The organism is Senimuribacter intestinalis (assembly GCF_943192965.1).
GTDB classification, from domain to species: domain Bacteria; phylum Bacillota; class Clostridia; order Peptostreptococcales; family Anaerovoracaceae; genus Senimuribacter; species Senimuribacter intestinalis.
The window spans coordinates 38,890-59,294 of record NZ_CALPCF010000014.1 but is presented as its reverse complement, the minus strand read 5'-3'; the positions used below and the strand labels follow the sequence as shown (position 1 = coordinate 59,294).

The window sequence follows — 20,405 nt, the reverse complement described above, 5'->3', positions numbered from 1 at the left end:
GGTTTTTGACAAAATAATTATACGCTCATTTTATTGCTTGTTCTCTTGGAACTTTAAATTATTAGGAGGTTTTATGAGTGAAAATAAATATCAGTATTTTCTGGAGCATTTTACCGGACAGCTGCCCCTTGGCGAAGCCTTTGATCTAGTTGAGCGCCAGATTGTAATCGGAGGAAGGCACGGCAGACTATACTTTGTCGATGGGCTCTCCGACAGTGAAAAACTGCAGCTTCTCTTTAATTTTTTACTGGCTGTTCCAGAAGACCGCATGCAGAAAGTAGAGAATACAGAACAATTCGTCGCAGAACTTTTCCCGTTTATCAACAGTTCGATTGAAACCGACATCGACGCAGCAGTGAAGTTTCTCTATTCCGGTCTTTCTCCCATTATTTTAGACGGATTCGATAAAATTATCGTCGCAGATACAAGAAGATATCCGCAGAGAGGTGTTGAAGAGCCGGAAAAGGAGAAAACCTTGCGCGGTCCCAAGGACGGTTTTACAGAAAACTTCATGGATAACCTGGGCCTCATCCGCCGTCGTATTCGTGACAATAGGCTGATTTTCGAGAAATACACAGTAGGTGAAAAATCTCGTACTGACGTAGCGGTCTGCTATATGAAAGGGGCTGCCGATACCGACCTGGTGCAGCGAGTTGAAAAAGGGCTTTCAGAAATCGTAGTTGACAGTGTTTCCATTGGAGATCAGACTATCGTCGAACAACTGATCACAAATTTAACTGGCGGCAAGCGCAGATGGCGACTCAATCCATTTCCTAAGGTGCGCTACACCCAAAGACCTGATATTATTTCCGCCCATCTGACAGAAGGAAAAATTGCTCTTGTCATCGACAATTCACCGACGGTAGTTCTGATTCCTGTGGGAATTTTTGACTTTACGCAAGATGTAGATGACTACTATTTTCCTTTGATTACAGGAAATTATCTGCGCATTCTACGAATTTTCAACATGCTGGTCATTTTGCTGCTGACGCCTATTTATCTGCTCATCGTTGAAGGAGATATTCCGCCGCCGGGTGATATGGATTTTATCACGCCAAAGGATCCTTATGCGCTTTCGGTATTCTGGCAATTTATCCTGCTGGAACTTGCCATCGACGGTCTGCGACTTGCCTCTCTCAATACGCCGGAGTCTCTAGGCATGTCACTTTCTGTCATCGGTGCCCTGATTCTTGGAGAGTTTTCCGTGGATTCCGGCTGGTTTATCCCACAAACAATTTTAATGATGGCAGTGGTATCCCTGGCATCCTTTACCCAGCCAAGTATCGAGCTGTCTTACGGTGTAAAATTTATTCGCCTGCTTATGCTCATCGGCGCCATGCTCTTTGGAGTTGCCGGTCTCATTGGTGCCCTCCTACTGGGTATGTTACAAGTTGCCATTACAAAAACTCTCAGCGGCCATTCTTATCTCTATCCGCTGATTCCTTTCAAGTGGAGCGCTCTCAAAAAACTAATATTCAGGACGGCAAAGTAGCCGCCCTGAATATTTTTTCTTAAAATATTTAAATGAAATTAAAAACCGTAGCCAAAATCGTTGTGATAATGATAGCCGGTACTATACCCTGTAATATAATTAATTACACTTACAACCATACCGATAATGCAAATCGCAAAGATAACCAGTCCGATGATAATCAGGGCTTTTGCCCAAGTCGGCATACCTTTCTGTGCCTGCGGATATTCCTGGCTTCCCTGTTCATAGCGATACTGCCCTGCACTGCCCGCTTCATAAATACGGTACTCTGGCTTTAGCGGATAGTCTCTGCGAATAATCAAATATACAATCACACCGATAAAGCTCGGCACCAGAGCTGCAACAAGTGCCCACAGCCACGGTGAACAATCCACTCTCTTATTGGCATCGCGATAAACTAAAACTGCCAGAAGAATAGGAACCCCTAATGCAAAGATTAAAATCAGCGGAATTATTAAAATCATAAATATGCTTCCAATAATCATATCTTTATCTCCCTTCAAAAAGTCTTTCGACAAATTTCTGCTTATAGTATACCACATTTTATCCTTGGTGCATATGTTATTATTGAAACTTTTAACCCCGAGGTGAACCCATGGCTTATAACACACGAGAGCTTTTCGCCCGCCTGATTCAGTGCGAGGCAGGGGGCGAAGGGGAAGATGGTATATGCGCACGAAATTACCACCTAAAGAAAATGGGGATTTTATACAAGAAATTTGCATTTTCCCATTGACAAATCCACGCATTGCGTGTATAATATAATTAAAGATAAGGAAAGGAGGAAAGCACATGAATGGGTAAACATGATAAGAAAAAAGACCCGCGATTACATAGTATAGCCGACAACATAATCGCAGGTCTGGTATCAGGACTGGTGCTCCTGCTGGTAGATAAATACCTGCTGTGAGCACCGGGGCGAAAGCCCCCGTCTGACTATATTTTACCCTTAAAATTTTCGTGTGTCAACAGCTATGGGAATCGTAGGATATATTGGCATTGCAGTCATTGTCTGCACAATCATTTACGGTGTTGTTGAACTATGTAAGTATTACAAGGAGAAAAAAGATGGAAAGTAAGATTAAAGAGGCTCGTAAAGCTGCCGGATTAACGCAGAAACAAGTCTATGAGATTTTGGGCATTCCCGCGCGCACGCAGCAGGACTGGGAAGCAGGGAAGCGTACTCCTGCTCCATGGCTTGAAGAGATGGTTATCCGTGAATATCAGCGAATTGCAAAAAATGAAAAGAGCCAGGGTTAATGCCCTGGCTAAAATTTTGTAGTCAAACTAAATCTCCATAGTTTTGTCTGCAATAGAAAAGCCGAAGAATATAAACAGTTTTCTCCTTTTCCCCTACTCTGTAAATCAGAATATAGTTTTTGATTACAGCTTTGCGATATCCTAGCACACGAAGTCGTGAATCACGACACTGCTCATACATCAAAGGCATGCCCTCAAGATTAGTATAGCATTTTTCAACCTCATCGGCAAATGCTGCAGCGGCTGAAGGATTTGCGAGGGAATTTGCAATATATCCCAAAATCCCATCTAAGTCCTGCACCGCCTGCTCTGTTTCAACTACCTTATAACCCATACTTTCCTCTTAAATCGTTTAATGCGGTACGTGCCTCTACAAGCTTTCCTTCGCTAACTTCCGCTTCGGCTTCTGCTAATTTTGCATAAATTTCCTGCATCCATAGTTTTTCTTCATAAGCTTTCATACTCATGATAACCATATCGCCATATCCGTTTTTTGTGATATAAACCGGTTCCATGGATTCATTGCACATTTGAGAGATTGCTGCGGTATCTTTCAGATCCCTTATTGGAATTATTCTTGGCATAGAATCAGCTCCTTTCATGGCATAATTATATCATAATTGTGTCGCAAAGACAAGAACCGTAAATTGCTCTATTTATACTTCTCCCAGTACTTAATCAGCGCTCTTGCCGTCGCCTTGCCGTAAGCCTCTAGCTCTTTTTTTGTGTCAAAACCTTTCCGGTCGGTTTTGTTGTCCAAAAAGCCGTATTCCACCAGTACCGGCACGCCAACGCCCTTGAGGAAGTACAGGTCATTGGTATACTTAACGCCTCTGGTGTTCTGCCCTTCCTTTTTCAGTTCCGCGATAATCAGATCAGCTAGCACCTTGCCGAGGCGACTCTTTGTCACGGTGCCCTTCCATACCCAGACTTCGTCACCATCGCCGCCACCGGCATTAAAATGTCCGTCAACGGACACTACTCTGTAGCCTTTCGCTTTGTACCTCGCCATGTCAGCAACGTGCGCCGCAAGTGACATGCCGCTACCGTCCTTTTCCGGGTATGCAACCTTGTATGTACGCCCCTTGTGCGCCAGCAATTCCTTTCTGCATGCTGCCATCACGGTTCTCGCCATATCTGCCTCAATGAACTTTCCGCTGACCGCGCCGGGATCTGCGCCGCCGTGCCCTGCAGATAAGTAAAATAAAATCGGTTTTTTTGCCATAATACACCTCCAAAATAAAAAGCCCTGCGATGTGCAGGGCAAATTGACTATTGCATAATCTCTTTTTTCGTGGTATATTGGAGTCAAGAGGAAAGCCAAGCGGCCGACCCTCTAAGTAGAATTTGAATTATGTTTCAAATAACCGCCTATTGGATTGCAGCCTGGGCGGTTATTTATTTTCGGTGGTTATCCCATCTGACAATCCCAATAATCATCAATACGATGACGAGGATTTCGTAGTCAGACATTTGGTTCCCCTTTCCGAAGGTCAACCGCTTTTATGGCTTACTCTTGACTATATGTATTATACCACGCCTTGTTCCTGCGGACAAGGTTCTTTATTTTTCGTCAACTTCCGGCAGTCCTGCCACGCTGGTAAGCATGGACAGTACACCAGCAAGAATAGCCGCTGATACTGTTACCTGCCAGCTCACATCTTCCAGTACTACGCTTGTCCCAATCATAGCGATAGCTGCCTGCGCCATTGTTTTTACTGCTCTTACCGCGGCCGCTTTAAACCATTTTTTACTCATATTCTACCTCCTAATGTTCTTTATGCTCCATATACTCTATTTCTTTTTTATTTTCATCGATTCGTTTCCAAGCTGTCTTCATATCTCGTTCCAGCACTGCGGTTCGTTCGATGAGATTATTATGCTTGTCCTGCTTTTCTTCTAGGCGCTGGATATCTTTTCTGACTTCCGCCAGCGCTGCGTCAACTTTAACGTCCTGCGCCCGTTGTTGCCGGCTAGAAACAATTAACTGAACGACAATCAATCCTGCTGCGGTAATCGCCGCTGTCATAATTTCTGTCATATGTACTCCTTTACTTCGCTACTTCTCGCCACAAACTTTCTGTTCCTGTAGCACCCGGTTCCCAAACATTGTTATCGGTCAGTGACTCCCATGTCTTGCCGTTATGTACCACCTTATCACCCTTGCTGTAGGCATTGGTGCTGTCCGGTTGCTCCCATGCCGGGATAATGTCCGGATTTGGGATAAGCACTTTTGCCCAAAGACTAGGTGCATCTACTGGTGTCCATGACTCCTGCGCATCATGCTCCTGCAGGCATCGGTACAATACGCCGTTGTATGTAAGCCTGTCCCCAACCTTGACGCAAATCTCCGGGCGCCACACTGGATACCAGTCTGCGTGTTGCAACGCTACCTCATCTGGGGCGGTTGGCAATGATCCTTTAAGCACTCCTATCAGTTCCTTTTGTTTATTAGTTAGCATTTTTTATTACCTCCCGTTTAATTTCATCGACTACCCTATCAACCATACTGTAAGATAATCCATATGCAGTAGCTTCTGGTATAGCCTCAGGCACATAAGCAACGCCTACCGCTCCTGGAAGCATCGCTTTTTTTGACACACCATATAGCAAATCATTATACGGCTTTACATAATGCGTAAATTCGCCTGTACTCAGGTTTAAGTTGATAGGTTTTACGAATATGTCAACAGTAGTTGTATTGGATTGTGTAGTTATATACGTTCCCCACAAAAGTTTAGACCTGATATAAAGATTCTCAACGCTGTAGTCTTTTGTTTTTTCCACATCAATACCTTGAGCATTCTCGGGTTCGAACGATTCAAGATCATTTATGTCTAGCAACAATAATTTGGTGCCATCTGCACAAGCCAGTAAAGGTCTTGTGGCTGATGTCCAATCCTTAATCACGTCTACCATTAAGTCTCCGGATTCGGCGATACATACATTCATATAGCACAAATTTGATTTTAAAGGTGCTATATAGTAGCCAGAATTCTGACTAAACAATCCGCTAAACGAGCTGAGATTGTTTTGATTAACCACCGGCGCAACTTTAGTGGATTTTATGACAATCTCACCATTGTCCTCCAAAGAAAACAGCGCTGCAGCAAACCAATTTGAAGAGCTTTTATTAAAATACATACTTACCAGCACTTTCGAGTTATCTATAACTTTGCTTGCCCAATGCGAATATCCGTCGCGAAAAGTGAATTCTGTAAACTTTTTGGTTGGTATCACCTTTGTAATAGTTGGCGTACCGTCATCTGCAATTAGCACCTGAATCCCTCTATATAATTGATCTATATAAAGAGACTCTACAAACACATTATTAGTTCCAAGTGCTGCGCTGAATGCACCATATGTATTACTTACCGTTGTTGCTACGTTATCGGATACACTTTTATAAATATTTGTGGTAATTTTAGTAAGATCCGTCACGTAACACGTTAAATACCCCCTAATACAAAATACACTTATCAAAAATGGACCTATTACATGCGAATTGATAAAAACGCATGCTGAAGCGCTGGTTTGATGTTCTGAAAATGTAGTTTTTTCTACAGTAAATCCTGTAGACGCATTTGGACGAAATACTAAAAGTATCGCACTAAAATACTGGGCGGTACTGCTCGAAATTTGATTTGGCGTATATGCAAAAGCATGCGTATACACCCCATTAATATATTTTATATTTTGTACAGCCTCTTGACCATTCTGGGCTAAATCCGAAAATGAGTAAAAAGACATATTGTACGAAAAGCTGCCAGCAGTAAGATTCATGCTATTGTTATTAATCTGTTGGTACACTAAATTACTAACGTCAGAGCCGTAACCAATTTTTTCAAATTCCATTACAATCATAATATTACCATTTCCATCCTCTGCACAGCCTATACTCTTTAAACGGTCCATTGGTTTATAACCTTTTCCGACTAAACTTATGTCCAAAGTATTAGAGTAAAAAATCATATTATCTATATTTTTAATTATAGTAACATGCACTGCTGAGGAAGTAACATAAGTGCCATATCCCTGCGTACAAATTAGTACACTGTGATCTGCAAGTTCTGCTGTGCAGGACTTTGAATATACAGGACTTTGAATATAATTTTCGCTGTAAGATATATTAGCAACATTATTGATATCCGCACTAGGTGTTCTTTGCAAAAATACATTGCCTTCAATTTTCTTGTCAGTAGCGTTTATAACATTTCTTTGCATTGAGTTTTTTGCTTTTAAGCTGCCCCCCCCCCCCAATACATAATTTTACATTTCCCCATTGATAACTCCTTCCTGCACTTGTGCGATAGTATCATTTTTTATCTGTTCCACCAGTTCGTCAGGGATGCCGTATGGATTCGGCTCTACGTAATCAGGATTTTTGTAAAATCCCTCCGTCTCTGTGTAGCAGTGTTTTGATGGCATCACACCTTCTGGTATGCTATCAACTTCGTGTACACTTACATCATTTATAGCAAAATATACGTGTTTATCTGTAAGCAGTGGATAACCATTTTCCAAGTGCTCCAAAGTTTCGCCTGTTTCAATAATTCTGTTACTTGTTCTGTCTGTAATTATAATCATTGTTCGCCTCCTATACAGTAATACACTTTACCTTTTGATGTTTTGGTTGCATCGGATTTTGTTACACCGTTTATAAATTCACAAGATTTTACTATCCCCTCTAAATCCGACATTACAAATAATGTAACCCCTTTTGCATTACCCACAATACAAATATGATCTTCTGATATTTCAGTGTCACATTTTTCTCCCTTGACAGGGTAGATGTGTGTAATTCTATCTGGCTCCAAGGCGGTTAAGTTATTGCCGTCTATAACAAACGTGCTGCATCGGAAATCATATTGGGAGATATTTGTTATTATCGACACTACGTTATTATAAAATCTCGAAACTGCAAATAACGAAGGACTTGCTGATACGAGTTTAGAATCCTCCCAAGTAATCGTATCTTGCGAAATCGTTCCCAACCGTACATACGCATTGTAACTATTTGATTGCAATTTGTCTATCACTACAAGTCTATTCGAGTTCAAAATATAGATATTATATATTAATCCAGAAACATTTAATCTTTTAGTTACGTCATATGACAAAATGCCTGTTTGTACATCTACATACATCAATCTAAGCTGACTACTGACATTTGCTGTAGTAACTGTAGACGCATTTAATAAAATAGTAGTAGACGCCAAAAATTTTAAACTCCAACTTCTAGTTTCACTATACGCCGATGAACTCTCTATGTATACGTTGCTCAACTCTGTAAGACCGTCAGACTCCACACTGTATATGCGTGCATATTTATAATAGGTGTAACTGCTTATAAACTGCGAGAAGTACTGCGCAATTGCTACCCTCTGCGTTTCATTATCGTAATCTGCCGCTAGTACCTGACCTTTTTCTATTATTTGAGTGGCGCTTTGCAAAGTGAGAATTCCTGATATTGATACACTGAATGCATATGCGTATTGATAATGTATTACAATAAACGACGAATTAGACATTTTTAGTATCATTGTTGGATATATGTCATATGCTTTATTCGGGTAATTACAGTCAAACTTGTCATTATTAAGTGTGATTGTATATGTTGTCTTGTCTAATGTAGCAGTACGCACGTACAGCTTGTATGTTGTTTTATCAACATAGGCTAATACAAACAAATTTCCGTTAAGCCGTATTATTTCCACATTGCCTATATCTTCGTCCGATCCAAACCCAGGCATTTCAGTATAGTTTTTATACAAATTCAGTCCTTTGTTCACATTTTGCACAAATGTATTCGCAGGGATGTCATTAACCGTTGCATATTTTTCAGTTATAACACCATTTTTTATATTTATTCCACCACCGCCACCCATAATTTTCGCCTTTCCCATAATTAAACTCCTGTAAATCTTACGTTAATATCAATATCCGGTATTTCCAGCGCTCTAGCAATCACATATCCGTCAAATGTTTCACACTCCATAATCAAGCCAAATGCCGCCCGCTCATCTTCTGCCAGTGCTGCGGACGTGATGACTAAATCAAGCGTCGGGTTGTACGCCGCCTTCATTTCAGTGACGGTTACCTGATTAGTAAACCAGCCCTCTGCGTTCGCCTCAGTGCTCCAGCCAGCCGCCGGAATTGTCGCTGTCAGAATTTGTACTGCTCTGTCAAAAGCCTGCGACGGCGTTCCGTTTGTAAGACCGTAACGGTCAGAAGTGGCAGCGTCAATCTTGCTGTTTTGCTCTATTTCGTCCGGCAGGTTGTCCAGCGTTGCTTTGTAGGTATTAGTAAAATCATTCGTCGATAGCCCTTTGCCAAGTACCTTGTCCACTTTATTGCCCAGTGTGGCATTGGTATCCGCCGGAAGATTCGTAACCTTGTTTTTCTCAGCAGTCGTATAGTCATTCGTGGATAATCCCTTTCCTGTTACCTTATCCACCTTGCCGGAAAGAGCGTCATCCATCGTTTCTTTTCGTAGATACAGCGCATCCGCCTGTGATAATGTCAGCTTCCCGGCTTCGTTTACCGCAACTTCGATAGATGATGCTTTGCTAACCTTTACGACAATATTCCAGTCAATGGAATATCCTGCGGATTCCGCAGCTCCCGGCACACTTTCACCACTGATAATATCCGTCTGGGCGATGATATACAGCACTTCTCCGCCGTCTGGGTCCTCTGCATAAATGCCTACCTGATATAAGGTGTACCCTTCCGCAAGTCCGGCATTGGAAAGCATTACTGGAATCGTTGCTGTATTCTCCTCCGATAAATACACAGGTCTTAACTCAAGTGTCTGTTTTGGATCTGAAACCGCTGTCTGTTTAACAAGTTGGGTCGGATTCACCTTTCCCGCACCGCTCCTTGCTGACACAAGCCGCAGCGGTTTTTCCTGTGTCAACAGTTTCTGTTCCAGTGCCAGACCCTGTTCCGTTTTCGTTACATTATTCCACGATGCCATTATGTAGCCACCTCCATAGTATAAGTTTTTGATGTGGACACCGCACAAGCATAATAACTACCGGCAATGCCAGTATGTCTATCAAATAAAGAGGAATCATACGTAAGATTGCAAGGTTTAACACGCTCCACATAATCATCTACAGCACGAAGCAGTCCTTTTGCATCCCTGTCTGTTGTTTCCGCTGCAACCCTTACTCTCACCTGCAGAAAATATTCCTCAGGAATCAGCATTATGTCAAAACCATCTTCTCCACAAAGCGCTGTAAGAGTTCTCCTCAGTGTTCGTATTGTAAACGGTCTTTGTTCAGCCATTTTACTCAGAATCGTGTCACGCCGTTCTTTTAAGGACCTATATCCTCTGTGATGGATTTTCAAAATGCCTTCCCATCGCCTGCAGCCCTCTTCATCGAGCGTCTCGATGAACTGGTTCTGCCAAATCGACTCCAGCGTTTTCCAAAGCCGCTCCGCCTGCACCTGTTCTTTATCTGTCAAAAATTTCATTTCCCGAAAGTCTCGTAAAAACTCCGGAAGATATTCAATCAATTTTCTATCCATCGAGTTCCCCCACAATCGGTACTTCGGTATCCGTCATCACATAGTTACCTGATCCGCCGGCAATTGATACCCCCGTCACATCATCAACACCGGGAATGTCCAGCAGAATGCTTTCAATGCGTCCCTGCCGTACTACAAGCCCATCTGTATCCTCCCAAGTCTCACGCAAAGACTTCAAATATGTCTCCACGCTGTCCACGAAAGAATCTTTAATGTCTTCCCAGCTATAGCCATCGGTATAGATAATCTGACAGCTGATAGGAAGCGCGACTTCTGTAGCTGACTCTACAGTAACCACATGTCCGATGGGAGAGATTCCTACGCCGCTACCATCTTTTGTTGGGTCGATAGACTCTTGCACCGCCTCGACTACCTTCGCAGGCGCTGCACGGTAATCTGCGCCCAGGATAACCAGCTTCACCGTACCACCGCCATTCCAAACCGGATACACCTTACAGCCGAAGACGTTGTTCATCTCGTTGACCTTTTCCCGGTACTCCGCCTTATTTCCGCCAAACGCAACTTCGTCAAAGGACGCATAGTACCGTTCTCTCAGGTGTTCGACGTCCTCATCATCAGTGCCGGCAGTGATAATGCCAACAATCCCGATTGATTCCAAGCCCGAAACGTCTTCCAAAGGAATCACGTCGTCTACGGTGTTGTTTCCTTCACTCCCTGCTTCTTTACAGGTTAATGCAAAAAATCCATTCCCCAAATTCTCCGTAACCGTGTAGTTCAGTTCTCCAATGCTGAATTCTGTATCTATTGGAATATCAATATTTTCCGGTTCTGCCTGCGCCTTTAACACCGCAGGAATCCCCAGTCTGACAAAGATACCGCGTTCTGCGGCTCTTTTAATCAAATAATAATAGCTGGCAGTGTCCGCAAAAGTCTCTGACAGTAAGATATCCATGTCAACGTACATCTGCGCGTTTTCCAGCGCCATAGGCGCCACCGCATCATAGATTACAGAGCCTTGCCGGGTATCGATGGTTTCGTCCACCGTGTCCAGCATTTCTTCCATCAAAGATTCATAGGTCTTCTCCTCAAACATCGATTTCCACCTCCTCTACTTCAATTTCTTCACCGTCTACGCAGGTCACTGTTAGCGACAAATATAACTTTCCTCTCTGCAGCTTTTCCTCCGTAAAGGTCACTGACTCAAATCTATCGTCGGCGAGTATGCCCTCTCTGATACTGTCCCTTACTTCAGACTGCACCAGCGGCGGTTGCTCACCGATTAAATCCACCAAAGCGCAGCCGTAGTTTTCATCGTAAATCAGATACTCTTCCGCTTCTGTCATAATGATTTTCTTGATGGCCTGCTTTCTTGCTGTCATCTCATCGACAAGTCCAGCAATTCGCAGGTTCTCAAAATCCAGCTGATAGGTCTTATCGGGAATCACGCCCTCTTCAAAGTCGTTTTCCTGTTCTTCGTCCAGTTCGTATGCATCAGGATTTGGAATCATTTATACCACCACCTTATCAATCACCAAGTAGCGCTGACCGCCTGCCTGACGAATCATCACTGCAGTGTCGCCCTTCTTTAGGGCATTGTGTATCGTCACCTTCGACTTGCCTACACTTCCGGGAAGCGTAATCTCTGTCTCGTAGTCTGAAACATTTCTTCCCAAAATCAAAAAATCCTCAGACAGCGTCAGCTTCTGAGAAACTTTTATCTTTAATGGTTTTACCGAAATCACAGTTCCGGTAATAATATCACAAGGCTTTCCTGCAGCCACAGCCTCTGCTGCTATCTGCTTAATTAGTTGTGTCATGTTAGTAGCTGCTATCGAAATCACCTCCACTTAGTTCTAAGTCCATAGTATGCTGGCCAGCAGAAAACTCATGGGTCACTTTGTCCACCAGAAGATAGTTAGACACCTTCACATCGTAAATCGTCATTAGCACCGGAAGTAGACACCCTGCACGCACCCTCGTCGAGCCGAAAGCGCCGGTTATCTTCAGCGTCCGTGCGACTTTGTTGTACATCTTCAAGAGGACTTTCCCTTTCAATTTCGCCACCTTCGGATCGTCAATCTTTTCAAAGTACTGCAAAAGTCCCCACTTGTTGATTGATTTGGAGGACTTGCTGACATATAGGTCTAGGCTGCCGGTTTCTTCATTTTCATAGGCAAGTTTGATTTGATTGTATACCCCGTCGTCAATAGATCTGGTGTAGTTATAATCCTGGCCAGTTTCGCTGTCGATAAGGACGTTGACTTTCCACGGCTCCCTGAGCCTGAGCTTTCCAAACTCATCATACAATGTATAGATTTTCCCTGTGCTCATCAATGTTTCATCAAGACTGTTTCCCACAATGTCAAAGAGCGTCATGTTGTCATCGATTCGGCTGAACGCCATTTTCGTATTGGCAAGGGTTCCTGCCTGCAAACCAAAATCCTTTGCAATCATTCTGATGAGCTGCGTCGTCGTTTTTTTCTTGTACATGTATGTATCTTTGTTCTTGAAGTACCGCAGCTGGTCGTACACCGTCACATCAAGGCTGCCGTCCTTTTGCGGTTTCAACGTAAAGATAAAGCCAAAAAAGAAATTGGTGCTGCCTACTTTCAGCGTAACTGAGTCACCATTGTAAATCTTCCGCTTGCTGTCTTGGATTGTAGTGAATGTCAGTTTCCCAGGGGCATTTTTGCGCTCCCAGGTGACCTTCATGCCGTCTTTTACTGGAAGCTCGTAGTATTTGTCGTTATGCTTTACAATCAGCTGTATTTTGACCGTATGAACCTTTACTGAGGATATTTCATACTCCTTAACCTCCTGGCTGACCTTCTTGTCCAGCTTCTCCTGCTGCGCCAGCACTTGTTTCAGGTATTTTAATTCCTCAGCTGAATCCTTTTTCTTACCGTCTTTTTTCGTACCAGAAGAAGTGATATGCTCATGCACGAGCCCAAAGCCTGTCACATAAGAATTGCTCAAAGCATACTGCCGGCGCGCCACACTGTTTGTGGTATTCCCCTCAATAGTGTGCAGCGTCTGACCACTGACTTTCTCTACAATGCCTACATGGTTGCCGCCGCCGAAGAAGACGATATCATTTCGCTTTGGAGTATAAGAACCGCGCCCTTTGTACCTGCCCTTGTTCTTGAACCAGGTCATACCGGTTGGCACATAGGCAAACTTCGGCACAACAGAGGTCTTAACTCCGGCTTGATTCGCACACCAGCTGACAAACATGGCGCACCACGGTCCTTGTGTCCCATACCATTTACCGTATTTGGTGTTGCTCTCTGAGGCTTTATACCCAAGCTCACCCTTTGCCACATCAATTAAGTCAGACATAACATCACCCCTTTGGTATAGTCAGCTTTGTTCCCGGAAAAATCCAGTGCCCTGTGGCGCTGGAAGCATAGCCGTGTTTCTTAGCTGTCTTTTCAATGGTAGATTTATTGGCATTGTAAATGGTCTTCCACTTACTGCCGCTGCCTAAAAACTTCTTGGCAATCGCCCAAAGGGTATCCCCGGACTTCACCGTGTAGCTGCTGCCCTTATTTTTCTTTGAGCTGCTTTTCTTCGACTCTTTCTTTGTCACTTTTGATTTTGACGATTTTTTATCTTTCTTCACTTTGATTGTCGTCACACCGTATTCCCGGTACTCCTTCAGCTCGATGGAGACTTTCACATCAAAGCCCTCCTTTGCGTCCTCTGTGACAGTGTAGCTTTCAAGCGTCACATCTAGGGACGTATCAAAGAGACTATTTCCTTGCGGATCCGTCCTAAGCAATTTGAATTTGAATGGTTTTTTCTTTGCCTTTAGCTTTTCGAATTGCTCTAGAAAATAGGACGGAGCTCTAAAAGTCCCGTCCTTGTACAGCGCAAAGGGGTACGCTTGGTTCGGCAACAGTACCTCAAAGCTGATATCCGTCAGCTTATTGGGCTTAATCTGATTGACCTCAGCCTCGTTAATCAGGCTAATAGTCTGGTTCCCGCCTTTCACCTTTATCTGCACCTTTTCCGGCGTCACCGGCATGAGTATCTTATTCAGATAGAGATAATACATTTAGTGCACCCCCTCTGCAGTTGAAATCATTTCTTCCTCCAGCTTACCCTTCAGTTTGGCTACGATGCCGTCGATATCGTCATCAGAATTGATATTGTTGTTGTTTGTCATGTCGATTTTGATTTCTGTTGCTGTGTAGCGGTTAATCGCCTTTTCAGCAGCATAGTCACGGATATATTTCAGGTTTGCATTGGTAATGTCAAGAGCATCGGCGATTTTATCAGTATTGGCAGCGGTTTTATCTGCTGCACCGAGTATGCCTTCTGTCGTCTCATCATTACCGCCACCAAAGAGATTTGACCCTTTGCCATAACCCCAGTTCCATGCGTCAGAATAGTCAAAGCGGTAATCAATATTTGGAGCTTCTCTGTCCAGTGTTATTGCCTTATCATTTTTACCCCAGGAAATAACACTCTTCTGCAGATCATTTAAGCCATCTGTCCAGTTTGCGCCGAAAATCGCATCAATAATTGTTGTCACGATTTTTCCTAATGACAGAAACCAAGATATAATTTGTCCAATGAGATTTGCAACGGCTCCTCCAAAGCTATCAAATCCACCGTCTACGACATTTAAAATCCATTCCACAATTCCAATAAACGGTTCAACAAAAGCCCAAACAGCTTGCAAAATTCCATTAATTGTTCCAATCGCAATATTTCCTATGAGAGCTCCTGCTACTGCGACTGTTCCAACGATGAGCCCCGTTGCGCTGATAGATTTTCCAGTCACTTTATTAATCATCGCTACCAGTGCGTACAACATGGCAATCAGCAGAATGATTCCGCCGACAACCCACGTTATTGGACAGGCAAGCAGTGCTGCATTAAGTCCGTATTGAGCAGCTGTTTCTGCAAATGTTGCTTCGGTTCTCAGCATTTGTGCTGCAGCGCAAATACTTGTCCACGTAGATGAAATTGCAGCCGCCGCATTATACGCCAAATGTGCCGCGACTAATCCTCCAATTGCGGCAGCTATGCCTAGCACAATAGGCTGTAAAAAATCCCAGTTCTGTGCAAGAAAACTAATCACGCTAAGTAGCGGCTGCGTGGCAGCAATCAGTTTATTGCACGTCAGTGTCCAAACCTGCGCCCAGGTCATCGGCATACTCTCAAATTGTGCATTGATGTCTTCTGTGGCTCCCAGCATTGCTTGCTTGACTATGTCGGCAGTAATCTGACCTTCTGACGCCATCTCTCTAATTTCTCCGATTGGCACGCCCAAATAATCCGCAATGGTCTGAATAACATTCGGCGCCGATTCAAATACAGCATTCAGCTCTTCGCCGCGCAGTACGCCGGAACCCAGCGCCTGCGTCAACTGCAACGATGCTGACGCCATTTCCTGTTGGCTGGCGCCGGCAACAACAAACATCTTGCTCAAGTTTTCCGCAAACTGAATTGTTTCATCATTGGAAGAAAACGCATCTGGCGCCCTCTGCCCCAGTTTCGCTATGATATCCGCCTGCGTTAAGAACGAGGCTCTTGAGCGATTTGCTGATTCCATGATTTTGTTCTGCAATTCTGCCGTTGTTTGCAGTCCGTCATTCATCAGATTCAGTCGCGCAGTAGTCTGAGTCACTTCATCGGAAAGGGCTACTAAGCGTTTGACTCCCTGTATTCCTGCATAGGCGGAAACAAATCCCATCACTTTTCCCGTAAGAGAATCAAAGGCATTCTCAGTCTGCCGCACAGGCGCCGGAATACGACCTGCAGCATTTGCCATTTCTTCAAGTTTTACATTCAGCATATCGCATTCCTGCTGCGCTGCCCTGAGTGCCCCAGAATCAAGTCCACCAGATAATTGCCCATCTACCGAACCAAGGGAGCCAATTACACGAGAGAGGGCAGTATTAATATTGCGAAGACCTGCTGTCATATTGTCATTCAGGTACATTTGTGTCATAATTGTAGCCATCTTTTATACTCTCTTTCTCTTTGCTTTTTCTGTCGCCTTTTTCTCGCTCTCCGCCCGTAGCTCAATAGATGCGATTACAAAGGCTTTTTCCCGCCTGCCCATCTGTAAATATTCCGACGGTCTTATATGCAGTTCCTGGAGGCAATGGTGTGCAAACACTGCATCACTATCGCCTCCCTCAATTAGTTTTTTGCTTCGTCCACGTCTTCCTGCATCGATGTAAATCCGTTAAAGTCATTGATAAACTCAACGAATCTGTTGTATTCACCAGATGTTGGAATCATCTCCTTAATCAGTTCGATATCGCTACTAACACCGTAGGAATCCTGCAGTTTCTTGTCGTGCAGATTTGGATAGACCACCGATGCACAAATGACTTTTGCTTTCAGCTTTGATTGGTTTACTTTTGTTCTATATAGCCCCGGCTTTCCGGTCACCTGCACTTCATAGGAGCATTCATCTACAATTGCATCGTTCATCGATGTTGTAATTGGTCGAATTTCCCAGAGTAGTGCCTTTCCGTCTTCGTCAACCAGACTTTCCGTCGCCGGATAAGTTGTATTTTCTTTTTTAATCTGATTTTGTTTCATAAACCTTGAAAATTCACTCATATACTGCCTCCTTAAGCCATCATGCCGTCAAGTATTTTAAATTCCTCCGGCATGCTGAAATCATCAAATGTAAAGTCAAATGTCTCATCCAGGTATTCTCCATCCGCATCGAATTTGGCAAGAATAATGCTGTCAAAATTGCAGTCGGTGAGAACTACGGTTTGTTTTCCAGCAGCCGATGTTGGGTCCTCGTTAGAAATCTGGATATCAAAGTAGATATCTTCTCCGGTTTCTTTGTAGTGCTTTGCGATTTTCCGGAAAATGGACGTGTTGAAATGGAAAGTCGCAGAACCGATTCCCTTCCAACCTGTGGTTTTATTGCCTTTTCCCGGTCTCCCTAAAATAGGAACTTCTGTTTTTGTTCTTTCGATTTTTGCTTCTAGGTTAAGTGCCTGCATGAAATTGTACCGATCGCTGCCGATTGTTACATAGCACTCTGCCATCGCCGCCTGAATTGCGTCTTTGCCGCGCATTCTGATATTGTTAATCGCCATCGTTTACCTCCTATACTACTTTTACTGTCATGTACAGCTTTTCCATCGCTCCAATGACGGTAATCTGTTGTGACACCAAGACGGATTTTTTAGATTCTCCCGGACCCACTATGATATCTGCATCGGTAAAGCCTTCGATTGCCCTGATATCATTCAGCAGTTTTCGGGATTTTACAAGATCATTCCACAAACTGATTCTTCCCGCTTCATCATTTGGCACCTTACCAAGATACTTGGTGTTAAACAGCACTGCGTCATCATTTGCAATCTGGTCGATAACTCTGATTGTTTGATTATCTGCAAACAACTCATTTTTATCGTCCTCAAAGGAAACAAACGAATTGATGTCCTGCAGCACCCGAATTTCCGACCCTGCTCTATGGAAAATATACTTGCCTGATTTAAGCGCATTTGCAAGCTGTGTCTGTGTATAATCACAGTCGATAGTAAACTCCCCATCATACTTTCTGTTTGTATTCGATGCATTCACCGCACAGCCTGCCGCCGCACCGGTCACCCAGTAAACAGCAGAGGCTTCCGTCCAGCCATCATCCGTAGTCACATTATCTACGTTAATAACGCCCTCAAAGTCTGCATCCACATGATGCAGCACCAGCTGGAACTTTACACCAACGTCATCACGCATGCGTTTTACGTAATTGATGCAGAGTTTTTTTACTGTTTCGTCGTTGGTCACCACTCCCATTGTGTTAAAACTATAACTTTCGGCTTTATCCAAATACTTTTGGTAAGCATCGCCTGTCACTTCGCCATTGGTTCCTCCGCTCAAAGAAGTGCCTGCGGTTGCCGCCAAAGTTGCGTCTTTTTTCCAGACGAAGAAATCATCGTCTTTTAAATCTGCGGCTGAAGCTACCGTCTGCATTCCCAATTTGGCAGTTCCGATATAAGTGGAAACATCGAATTTCGTTTCGTCATCTGCGTTTTTTGCGATTACGATTTTTAGATTGTTACCGCGGGTGCCGCTGTATTTTGCCGTTGCATAGTCACAAGATGCTTTTACACCACTATTTAACCGGTAAGCATACAAAACCCTTGCATAGGCAAATAAGTCCCGCAAACCTTTTAGTTTATCATGGGTGTAGTCATATCCAAAAATGGACAATGATCGGCTATTAAAATCATCTACCGTTACCTCGAAAATGGTATCATCTGGACCCCAGTCCAATTCCAGCGGCATGCTTGCATAGCCTCTATCGCTCAGTCTTGCATCAGCTGCAGCAACAGAGATAAAATTGATATACGCGCCCGGAAGCACCTTATCCTGCGCAGTCCAAATTCCTCCGCCAAATGCCATTTACTTCACCTTCCTTTTCAAAAATTCTGCAAGCCTTGCCTGCGCCTCTGCAATGGTGATTGACTCACCATCTTCAATCAGCACAGCTAAAGCATCTTTTCTGTTATCAAAATAGCCGGAAGTAAGCAGGGCTTCTTTTGTAAAAGTCTCCTGCGACTCCGGTGCTTTCTTTTTTGTTGTCATCTTTTATCCTTTCACCTCTGTTTCAGTTCCTTCAAATACTTCCATAGGCTCTTCGGTGTTTGCCACGTAGCTAAAGTAGTTATAGTTTACTGTAAAGGTCAGCACCTCATCAGAAATATCAGCGTTCATATCTGTTCCACGCATTAAATCACCGTCAACGGTAATCAGCTCCAAGCATGCGAAAAGACGCTCCGCCACACTTGCACATTCCGCTCGCGGCTCGTCTGCCGCAGTCAAATACTGGATTGCGAACTGATTTTCGTGATAGTACCGCCTCCCTCGGAACACTCTCGTGTTCGGACTTATACAGAACACAAAAAAACAAGGCTCTTTCATGCCCTGTTTCACGCTTTCTGTATAAAGGGTATATTCGTCGCCAAATTCTTCGCTGATGGCTGTGAGAATACCGTTTATAATTTGTTCAATCATCGCAATGCCGCCTCCATCAGCTTCTTGATTTTCTTTTCAAGGATGACAGGACCGTCACGCTGAATCTCATCTACAGAAATAGTCATCATAAACTGTCCAGGCACCCAACCTCCGTTTACGGTTCTGTGGCCGTATTCCACATAGCTGGCGTACTCAACAGGATTCTTGATTTCGATCAGACAAGTGCTTGGGCTGTGGTAGATTTTATACTTTCCATCCTGAGACCAGCCTTTTTTAAGAGTGCCGCCCTTCTTTCCGGATTTCTTTGAATACACACCCACTGGTGTTCTTTTTATAACTTTCCTAATCAGGCGCTGAGCAAGTTCCTTTGCACAAATATCCATAATCTCGGACATATTATCCGTCATAGCCTGCAAGCTGTCTGCAAAGGCTTGCAGCTCCGAAAAATCACATCCACCATTTCTTCCCATTACGTCCATCCTTTCCACAAATCCAGTTCAATCTCTTGATGGGTCTCATACACCGCCGGCTGTCCGCTGCGACAGTAATCCTGCGTCACACCGTTTTGGGTGACTGTAATCTTACTGCCAGGCATGACATCAATTTCCGGCACCAAAAACAGCTTGATAACCTGCTGTCTGCTGGTGCCGGTTTCCATCTTCTCTGCCGCCGGTGCGCTGCTATAGGAAAGCCGGCACGGTTCATTTTCCAGCACGATGATCTCACGATGTCCCGTCGCCTTATTGGGCTTAAGATAGGGCTCGTAAATTGTAATGGTGCAGGTGCCTTCGTAGAGCAGTTCGATAGCTTTTCTATGCGCTTTTCTCATCTTCGCCAGTGCCGTCATCGAAACACCACCCTTCGATATCTGTTCAGCTGCTTTTCATAAGCTTTGAGCAGTGTATCTTTGTAGCCTTCCATCGCAAAGCTGTTAAAGGATGTTGATGTATCACCTTCTGTGAGAGAAGAAATAGAACCTGGCGCCATATCTTCCTGCCCCAGGTTCTCATTTCGATATAGGTCCATCGCCATGCGATAGGCGGTCATCTCAAGTCCATCCGGAAGTTCCTTAATGTTACAGTAGTTCAAAATCACTTCCCGGATATCATCTAAAACGAACATCAGAAAAAAATCCTTTTCTTCGTTTTCAATCCCGAGTAGTTTCTTTAACTTTTCAACTGTAAGCATA

Annotated in this window: 28 protein-coding genes; 2 read left to right on the top strand and 26 right to left on the bottom strand. The window is 43.8% G+C overall.

Annotated features, from left to right (window positions below; genetic code table 11):
- The first annotated feature begins 73 nt into the window (after positions 1–73).
- Positions 74–1,492, top strand: coding sequence for a spore germination protein (locus NFR88_RS12030; protein WP_160202479.1), 1,419 nt, complete (start codon positions 74–76; stop codon positions 1,490–1,492).
- Positions 1,493–1,530: 38 nt separating this feature from the next.
- On the opposite strand, the gene NFR88_RS12025 is transcribed toward NFR88_RS12030, so the two are convergent.
- Positions 1,531–1,956, bottom strand: coding sequence for a PLDc N-terminal domain-containing protein (locus NFR88_RS12025; RefSeq protein WP_160202478.1), 426 nt, complete (start codon positions 1,954–1,956; stop codon positions 1,531–1,533).
- A 604-nt stretch (positions 1,957–2,560) separates the two neighbouring features.
- Here NFR88_RS12025 and NFR88_RS12020 point away from each other — a divergent pair.
- Positions 2,561–2,752, top strand: coding sequence for a helix-turn-helix domain-containing protein (locus tag NFR88_RS12020; protein WP_160202477.1), 192 nt, complete (start codon positions 2,561–2,563; stop codon positions 2,750–2,752).
- A 22-nt stretch (positions 2,753–2,774) separates the two neighbouring features.
- On the opposite strand, the gene NFR88_RS12015 is transcribed toward NFR88_RS12020, so the two are convergent.
- The 25 genes from NFR88_RS12015 to NFR88_RS11895 all read right to left on the bottom strand — a co-directional run bounded on the left by NFR88_RS12015 (position 2,775) and on the right by NFR88_RS11895 (position 20,404).
- A complete protein-coding gene (locus NFR88_RS12015) occupies positions 2,775–3,086 on the bottom strand; it encodes a type II toxin-antitoxin system RelE/ParE family toxin (protein ID WP_160202476.1) in 312 nt (103 codons plus the stop codon).
- Positions 3,076–3,336, bottom strand: coding sequence for a type II toxin-antitoxin system Phd/YefM family antitoxin (locus NFR88_RS12010; protein ID WP_160202475.1), 261 nt, complete (start codon positions 3,334–3,336; stop codon positions 3,076–3,078). Before NFR88_RS12010 ends, NFR88_RS12015 begins: the two co-directional genes overlap by 11 nt.
- A 68-nt stretch (positions 3,337–3,404) precedes the next feature.
- Complete coding sequence (locus NFR88_RS12005) at positions 3,405–3,977, bottom strand: N-acetylmuramoyl-L-alanine amidase (RefSeq protein ID WP_251616272.1); 573 nt, start codon at positions 3,975–3,977, stop codon at positions 3,405–3,407.
- A gap of 338 nt (positions 3,978–4,315) precedes the next feature.
- Positions 4,316–4,510: a holin gene (locus NFR88_RS12000; RefSeq protein ID WP_251616262.1), complete on the bottom strand. Its 195-nt coding sequence runs from the start codon at positions 4,508–4,510 to the stop codon at positions 4,316–4,318.
- 10 nt (positions 4,511–4,520) lie between these two features.
- Positions 4,521–4,793, bottom strand: coding sequence for a hypothetical protein (locus NFR88_RS11995; RefSeq protein ID WP_251616257.1), 273 nt, complete (start codon positions 4,791–4,793; stop codon positions 4,521–4,523).
- 10 nt (positions 4,794–4,803) lie between these two features.
- Positions 4,804–5,214: a carbohydrate-binding protein gene (locus NFR88_RS11990; RefSeq protein WP_251616253.1), complete on the bottom strand. Its 411-nt coding sequence runs from the start codon at positions 5,212–5,214 to the stop codon at positions 4,804–4,806.
- Positions 5,204–6,976 carry a hypothetical protein gene (locus NFR88_RS11985; protein WP_251616251.1) on the bottom strand — a complete coding sequence of 591 codons (1,773 nt, stop codon included), beginning with the start codon at positions 6,974–6,976 and terminating at the stop codon, positions 5,204–5,206. The genes NFR88_RS11990 and NFR88_RS11985 overlap by 11 nt, the downstream gene beginning before the upstream one ends.
- A gap of 45 nt (positions 6,977–7,021) precedes the next feature.
- Positions 7,022–7,339, bottom strand: coding sequence for a hypothetical protein (locus tag NFR88_RS11980; RefSeq protein ID WP_251616249.1), 318 nt, complete (start codon positions 7,337–7,339; stop codon positions 7,022–7,024).
- Entirely contained in the window at positions 7,336–8,658 is a 1,323-nt protein-coding gene (locus NFR88_RS11975) for a hypothetical protein (protein ID WP_251616247.1), read from the bottom strand. Before NFR88_RS11975 ends, NFR88_RS11980 begins: the two co-directional genes overlap by 4 nt.
- A 2-nt stretch (positions 8,659–8,660) precedes the next feature.
- Positions 8,661–9,731, bottom strand: a complete 1,071-nt coding sequence (locus NFR88_RS11970) for a hypothetical protein (RefSeq protein WP_251616245.1) — start codon at positions 9,729–9,731, stop codon at positions 8,661–8,663.
- Positions 9,731–10,288: a putative phage tail protein gene (locus NFR88_RS11965; RefSeq protein WP_251616242.1), complete on the bottom strand. Its 558-nt coding sequence runs from the start codon at positions 10,286–10,288 to the stop codon at positions 9,731–9,733. The genes NFR88_RS11970 and NFR88_RS11965 overlap by 1 nt, the downstream gene beginning before the upstream one ends.
- Positions 10,281–11,342 carry a baseplate J/gp47 family protein gene (locus tag NFR88_RS11960; protein WP_251616240.1) on the bottom strand — a complete coding sequence of 354 codons (1,062 nt, stop codon included), beginning with the start codon at positions 11,340–11,342 and terminating at the stop codon, positions 10,281–10,283. The genes NFR88_RS11965 and NFR88_RS11960 overlap by 8 nt, the downstream gene beginning before the upstream one ends.
- The gene (locus tag NFR88_RS11955) at positions 11,335–11,757 is read right to left on the bottom strand and encodes a DUF2634 domain-containing protein (RefSeq protein WP_160202464.1); all 423 of its coding nucleotides are present in this window, start codon (positions 11,755–11,757) and stop codon (positions 11,335–11,337) included. The genes NFR88_RS11960 and NFR88_RS11955 overlap by 8 nt, the downstream gene beginning before the upstream one ends.
- Entirely contained in the window at positions 11,758–12,066 is a 309-nt protein-coding gene (locus NFR88_RS11950) for a DUF2577 domain-containing protein (RefSeq protein ID WP_160202463.1), read from the bottom strand. It lies immediately after the preceding gene.
- A gap of 1 nt (position 12,067) precedes the next feature.
- A complete protein-coding gene (locus NFR88_RS11945; RefSeq protein WP_251616236.1) occupies positions 12,068–13,588 on the bottom strand; it encodes a CHAP domain-containing protein in 1,521 nt (506 codons plus the stop codon).
- 4 nt (positions 13,589–13,592) lie between these two features.
- Positions 13,593–14,306, bottom strand: coding sequence for a LysM peptidoglycan-binding domain-containing protein (locus tag NFR88_RS11940; protein WP_251616233.1), 714 nt, complete (start codon positions 14,304–14,306; stop codon positions 13,593–13,595).
- On the bottom strand, positions 14,307–16,223 hold the full coding sequence (locus NFR88_RS11935; RefSeq protein WP_251616231.1) for a tape measure protein: 1,917 nt from the start codon (positions 16,221–16,223) through the stop codon (positions 14,307–14,309).
- A 182-nt stretch (positions 16,224–16,405) separates the two neighbouring features.
- A complete protein-coding gene (locus NFR88_RS11930; protein WP_161908947.1) occupies positions 16,406–16,834 on the bottom strand; it encodes a phage tail assembly chaperone in 429 nt (142 codons plus the stop codon).
- Between the two features lie 11 nt (positions 16,835–16,845).
- Positions 16,846–17,328 (bottom strand): phage tail tube protein, encoded by a 483-nt coding sequence (locus tag NFR88_RS11925; protein ID WP_160202459.1) that lies wholly within the window; start codon positions 17,326–17,328, stop codon positions 16,846–16,848.
- 10 nt (positions 17,329–17,338) lie between these two features.
- Positions 17,339–18,643, bottom strand: a complete 1,305-nt coding sequence (locus NFR88_RS11920) for a phage tail sheath family protein (RefSeq protein ID WP_251616227.1) — start codon at positions 18,641–18,643, stop codon at positions 17,339–17,341.
- The gene (locus tag NFR88_RS11915) at positions 18,644–18,826 is read right to left on the bottom strand and encodes a hypothetical protein (protein WP_251616225.1); all 183 of its coding nucleotides are present in this window, start codon (positions 18,824–18,826) and stop codon (positions 18,644–18,646) included.
- Between the two features lie 3 nt (positions 18,827–18,829).
- Positions 18,830–19,255: a phage tail terminator family protein gene (locus NFR88_RS11910; protein WP_251616224.1), complete on the bottom strand. Its 426-nt coding sequence runs from the start codon at positions 19,253–19,255 to the stop codon at positions 18,830–18,832.
- Complete coding sequence (locus NFR88_RS11905; protein WP_251616223.1) at positions 19,252–19,686, bottom strand: HK97 gp10 family phage protein; 435 nt, start codon at positions 19,684–19,686, stop codon at positions 19,252–19,254. Before NFR88_RS11905 ends, NFR88_RS11910 begins: the two co-directional genes overlap by 4 nt.
- Entirely contained in the window at positions 19,686–20,063 is a 378-nt protein-coding gene (locus NFR88_RS11900) for a hypothetical protein (RefSeq protein WP_251616222.1), read from the bottom strand. The genes NFR88_RS11905 and NFR88_RS11900 overlap by 1 nt, the downstream gene beginning before the upstream one ends.
- Positions 20,060–20,404, bottom strand: a complete 345-nt coding sequence (locus NFR88_RS11895) for a phage head-tail connector protein (RefSeq protein WP_251616221.1) — start codon at positions 20,402–20,404, stop codon at positions 20,060–20,062. Before NFR88_RS11895 ends, NFR88_RS11900 begins: the two co-directional genes overlap by 4 nt.
- Position 20,405: the final 1 nt, after the last annotated feature.

Bases quoted from the DNA above. Each gene is read 5' to 3' on its own strand.
- NFR88_RS12030 (WP_160202479.1), top strand. From the start codon at position 74: ATGAGTGAAAATAAATATCAGTATTTTCTGGAGCATTTTACCGGACAG.
- NFR88_RS12025 (WP_160202478.1), bottom strand. From the start codon at position 1,956: ATGATTTTAATAATTCCGCTGATTTTAATCTTTGCATTAGGGGTTCCT.
- NFR88_RS12020 (WP_160202477.1), top strand. From the start codon at position 2,561: ATGGAAAGTAAGATTAAAGAGGCTCGTAAAGCTGCCGGATTAACGCAG.
- NFR88_RS12015 (WP_160202476.1), bottom strand. From the start codon at position 3,086: ATGGGTTATAAGGTAGTTGAAACAGAGCAGGCGGTGCAGGACTTAGAT.
- NFR88_RS12010 (WP_160202475.1), bottom strand. From the start codon at position 3,336: ATGCCAAGAATAATTCCAATAAGGGATCTGAAAGATACCGCAGCAATC.
- NFR88_RS12005 (WP_251616272.1), bottom strand. From the start codon at position 3,977: ATGGCAAAAAAACCGATTTTATTTTACTTATCTGCAGGGCACGGCGGC.
- NFR88_RS12000 (WP_251616262.1), bottom strand. From the start codon at position 4,510: ATGAGTAAAAAATGGTTTAAAGCGGCCGCGGTAAGAGCAGTAAAAACA.
- NFR88_RS11995 (WP_251616257.1), bottom strand. From the start codon at position 4,793: ATGACAGAAATTATGACAGCGGCGATTACCGCAGCAGGATTGATTGTC.
- NFR88_RS11990 (WP_251616253.1), bottom strand. From the start codon at position 5,214: ATGCTAACTAATAAACAAAAGGAACTGATAGGAGTGCTTAAAGGATCA.
- NFR88_RS11985 (WP_251616251.1), bottom strand. From the start codon at position 6,976: ATGCAAAGAAATGTTATAAACGCTACTGACAAGAAAATTGAAGGCAAT.
- NFR88_RS11980 (WP_251616249.1), bottom strand. From the start codon at position 7,339: ATGATTATAATTACAGACAGAACAAGTAACAGAATTATTGAAACAGGC.
- NFR88_RS11975 (WP_251616247.1), bottom strand. From the start codon at position 8,658: ATGGGAAAGGCGAAAATTATGGGTGGCGGTGGTGGAATAAATATAAAA.
- NFR88_RS11970 (WP_251616245.1), bottom strand. From the start codon at position 9,731: ATGGCATCGTGGAATAATGTAACGAAAACGGAACAGGGTCTGGCACTG.
- NFR88_RS11965 (WP_251616242.1), bottom strand. From the start codon at position 10,288: ATGGATAGAAAATTGATTGAATATCTTCCGGAGTTTTTACGAGACTTT.
- NFR88_RS11960 (WP_251616240.1), bottom strand. From the start codon at position 11,342: ATGTTTGAGGAGAAGACCTATGAATCTTTGATGGAAGAAATGCTGGAC.
- NFR88_RS11955 (WP_160202464.1), bottom strand. From the start codon at position 11,757: ATGATTCCAAATCCTGATGCATACGAACTGGACGAAGAACAGGAAAAC.
- NFR88_RS11950 (WP_160202463.1), bottom strand. From the start codon at position 12,066: ATGACACAACTAATTAAGCAGATAGCAGCAGAGGCTGTGGCTGCAGGA.
- NFR88_RS11945 (WP_251616236.1), bottom strand. From the start codon at position 13,588: ATGTCTGACTTAATTGATGTGGCAAAGGGTGAGCTTGGGTATAAAGCC.
- NFR88_RS11940 (WP_251616233.1), bottom strand. From the start codon at position 14,306: ATGTATTATCTCTATCTGAATAAGATACTCATGCCGGTGACGCCGGAA.
- NFR88_RS11935 (WP_251616231.1), bottom strand. From the start codon at position 16,223: ATGGCTACAATTATGACACAAATGTACCTGAATGACAATATGACAGCA.
- NFR88_RS11930 (WP_161908947.1), bottom strand. From the start codon at position 16,834: ATGAGTGAATTTTCAAGGTTTATGAAACAAAATCAGATTAAAAAAGAA.
- NFR88_RS11925 (WP_160202459.1), bottom strand. From the start codon at position 17,328: ATGGCGATTAACAATATCAGAATGCGCGGCAAAGACGCAATTCAGGCG.
- NFR88_RS11920 (WP_251616227.1), bottom strand. From the start codon at position 18,643: ATGGCATTTGGCGGAGGAATTTGGACTGCGCAGGATAAGGTGCTTCCG.
- NFR88_RS11915 (WP_251616225.1), bottom strand. From the start codon at position 18,826: ATGACAACAAAAAAGAAAGCACCGGAGTCGCAGGAGACTTTTACAAAA.
- NFR88_RS11910 (WP_251616224.1), bottom strand. From the start codon at position 19,255: ATGATTGAACAAATTATAAACGGTATTCTCACAGCCATCAGCGAAGAA.
- NFR88_RS11905 (WP_251616223.1), bottom strand. From the start codon at position 19,686: ATGGGAAGAAATGGTGGATGTGATTTTTCGGAGCTGCAAGCCTTTGCA.
- NFR88_RS11900 (WP_251616222.1), bottom strand. From the start codon at position 20,063: ATGACGGCACTGGCGAAGATGAGAAAAGCGCATAGAAAAGCTATCGAA.
- NFR88_RS11895 (WP_251616221.1), bottom strand. From the start codon at position 20,404: ATGCTTACAGTTGAAAAGTTAAAGAAACTACTCGGGATTGAAAACGAA.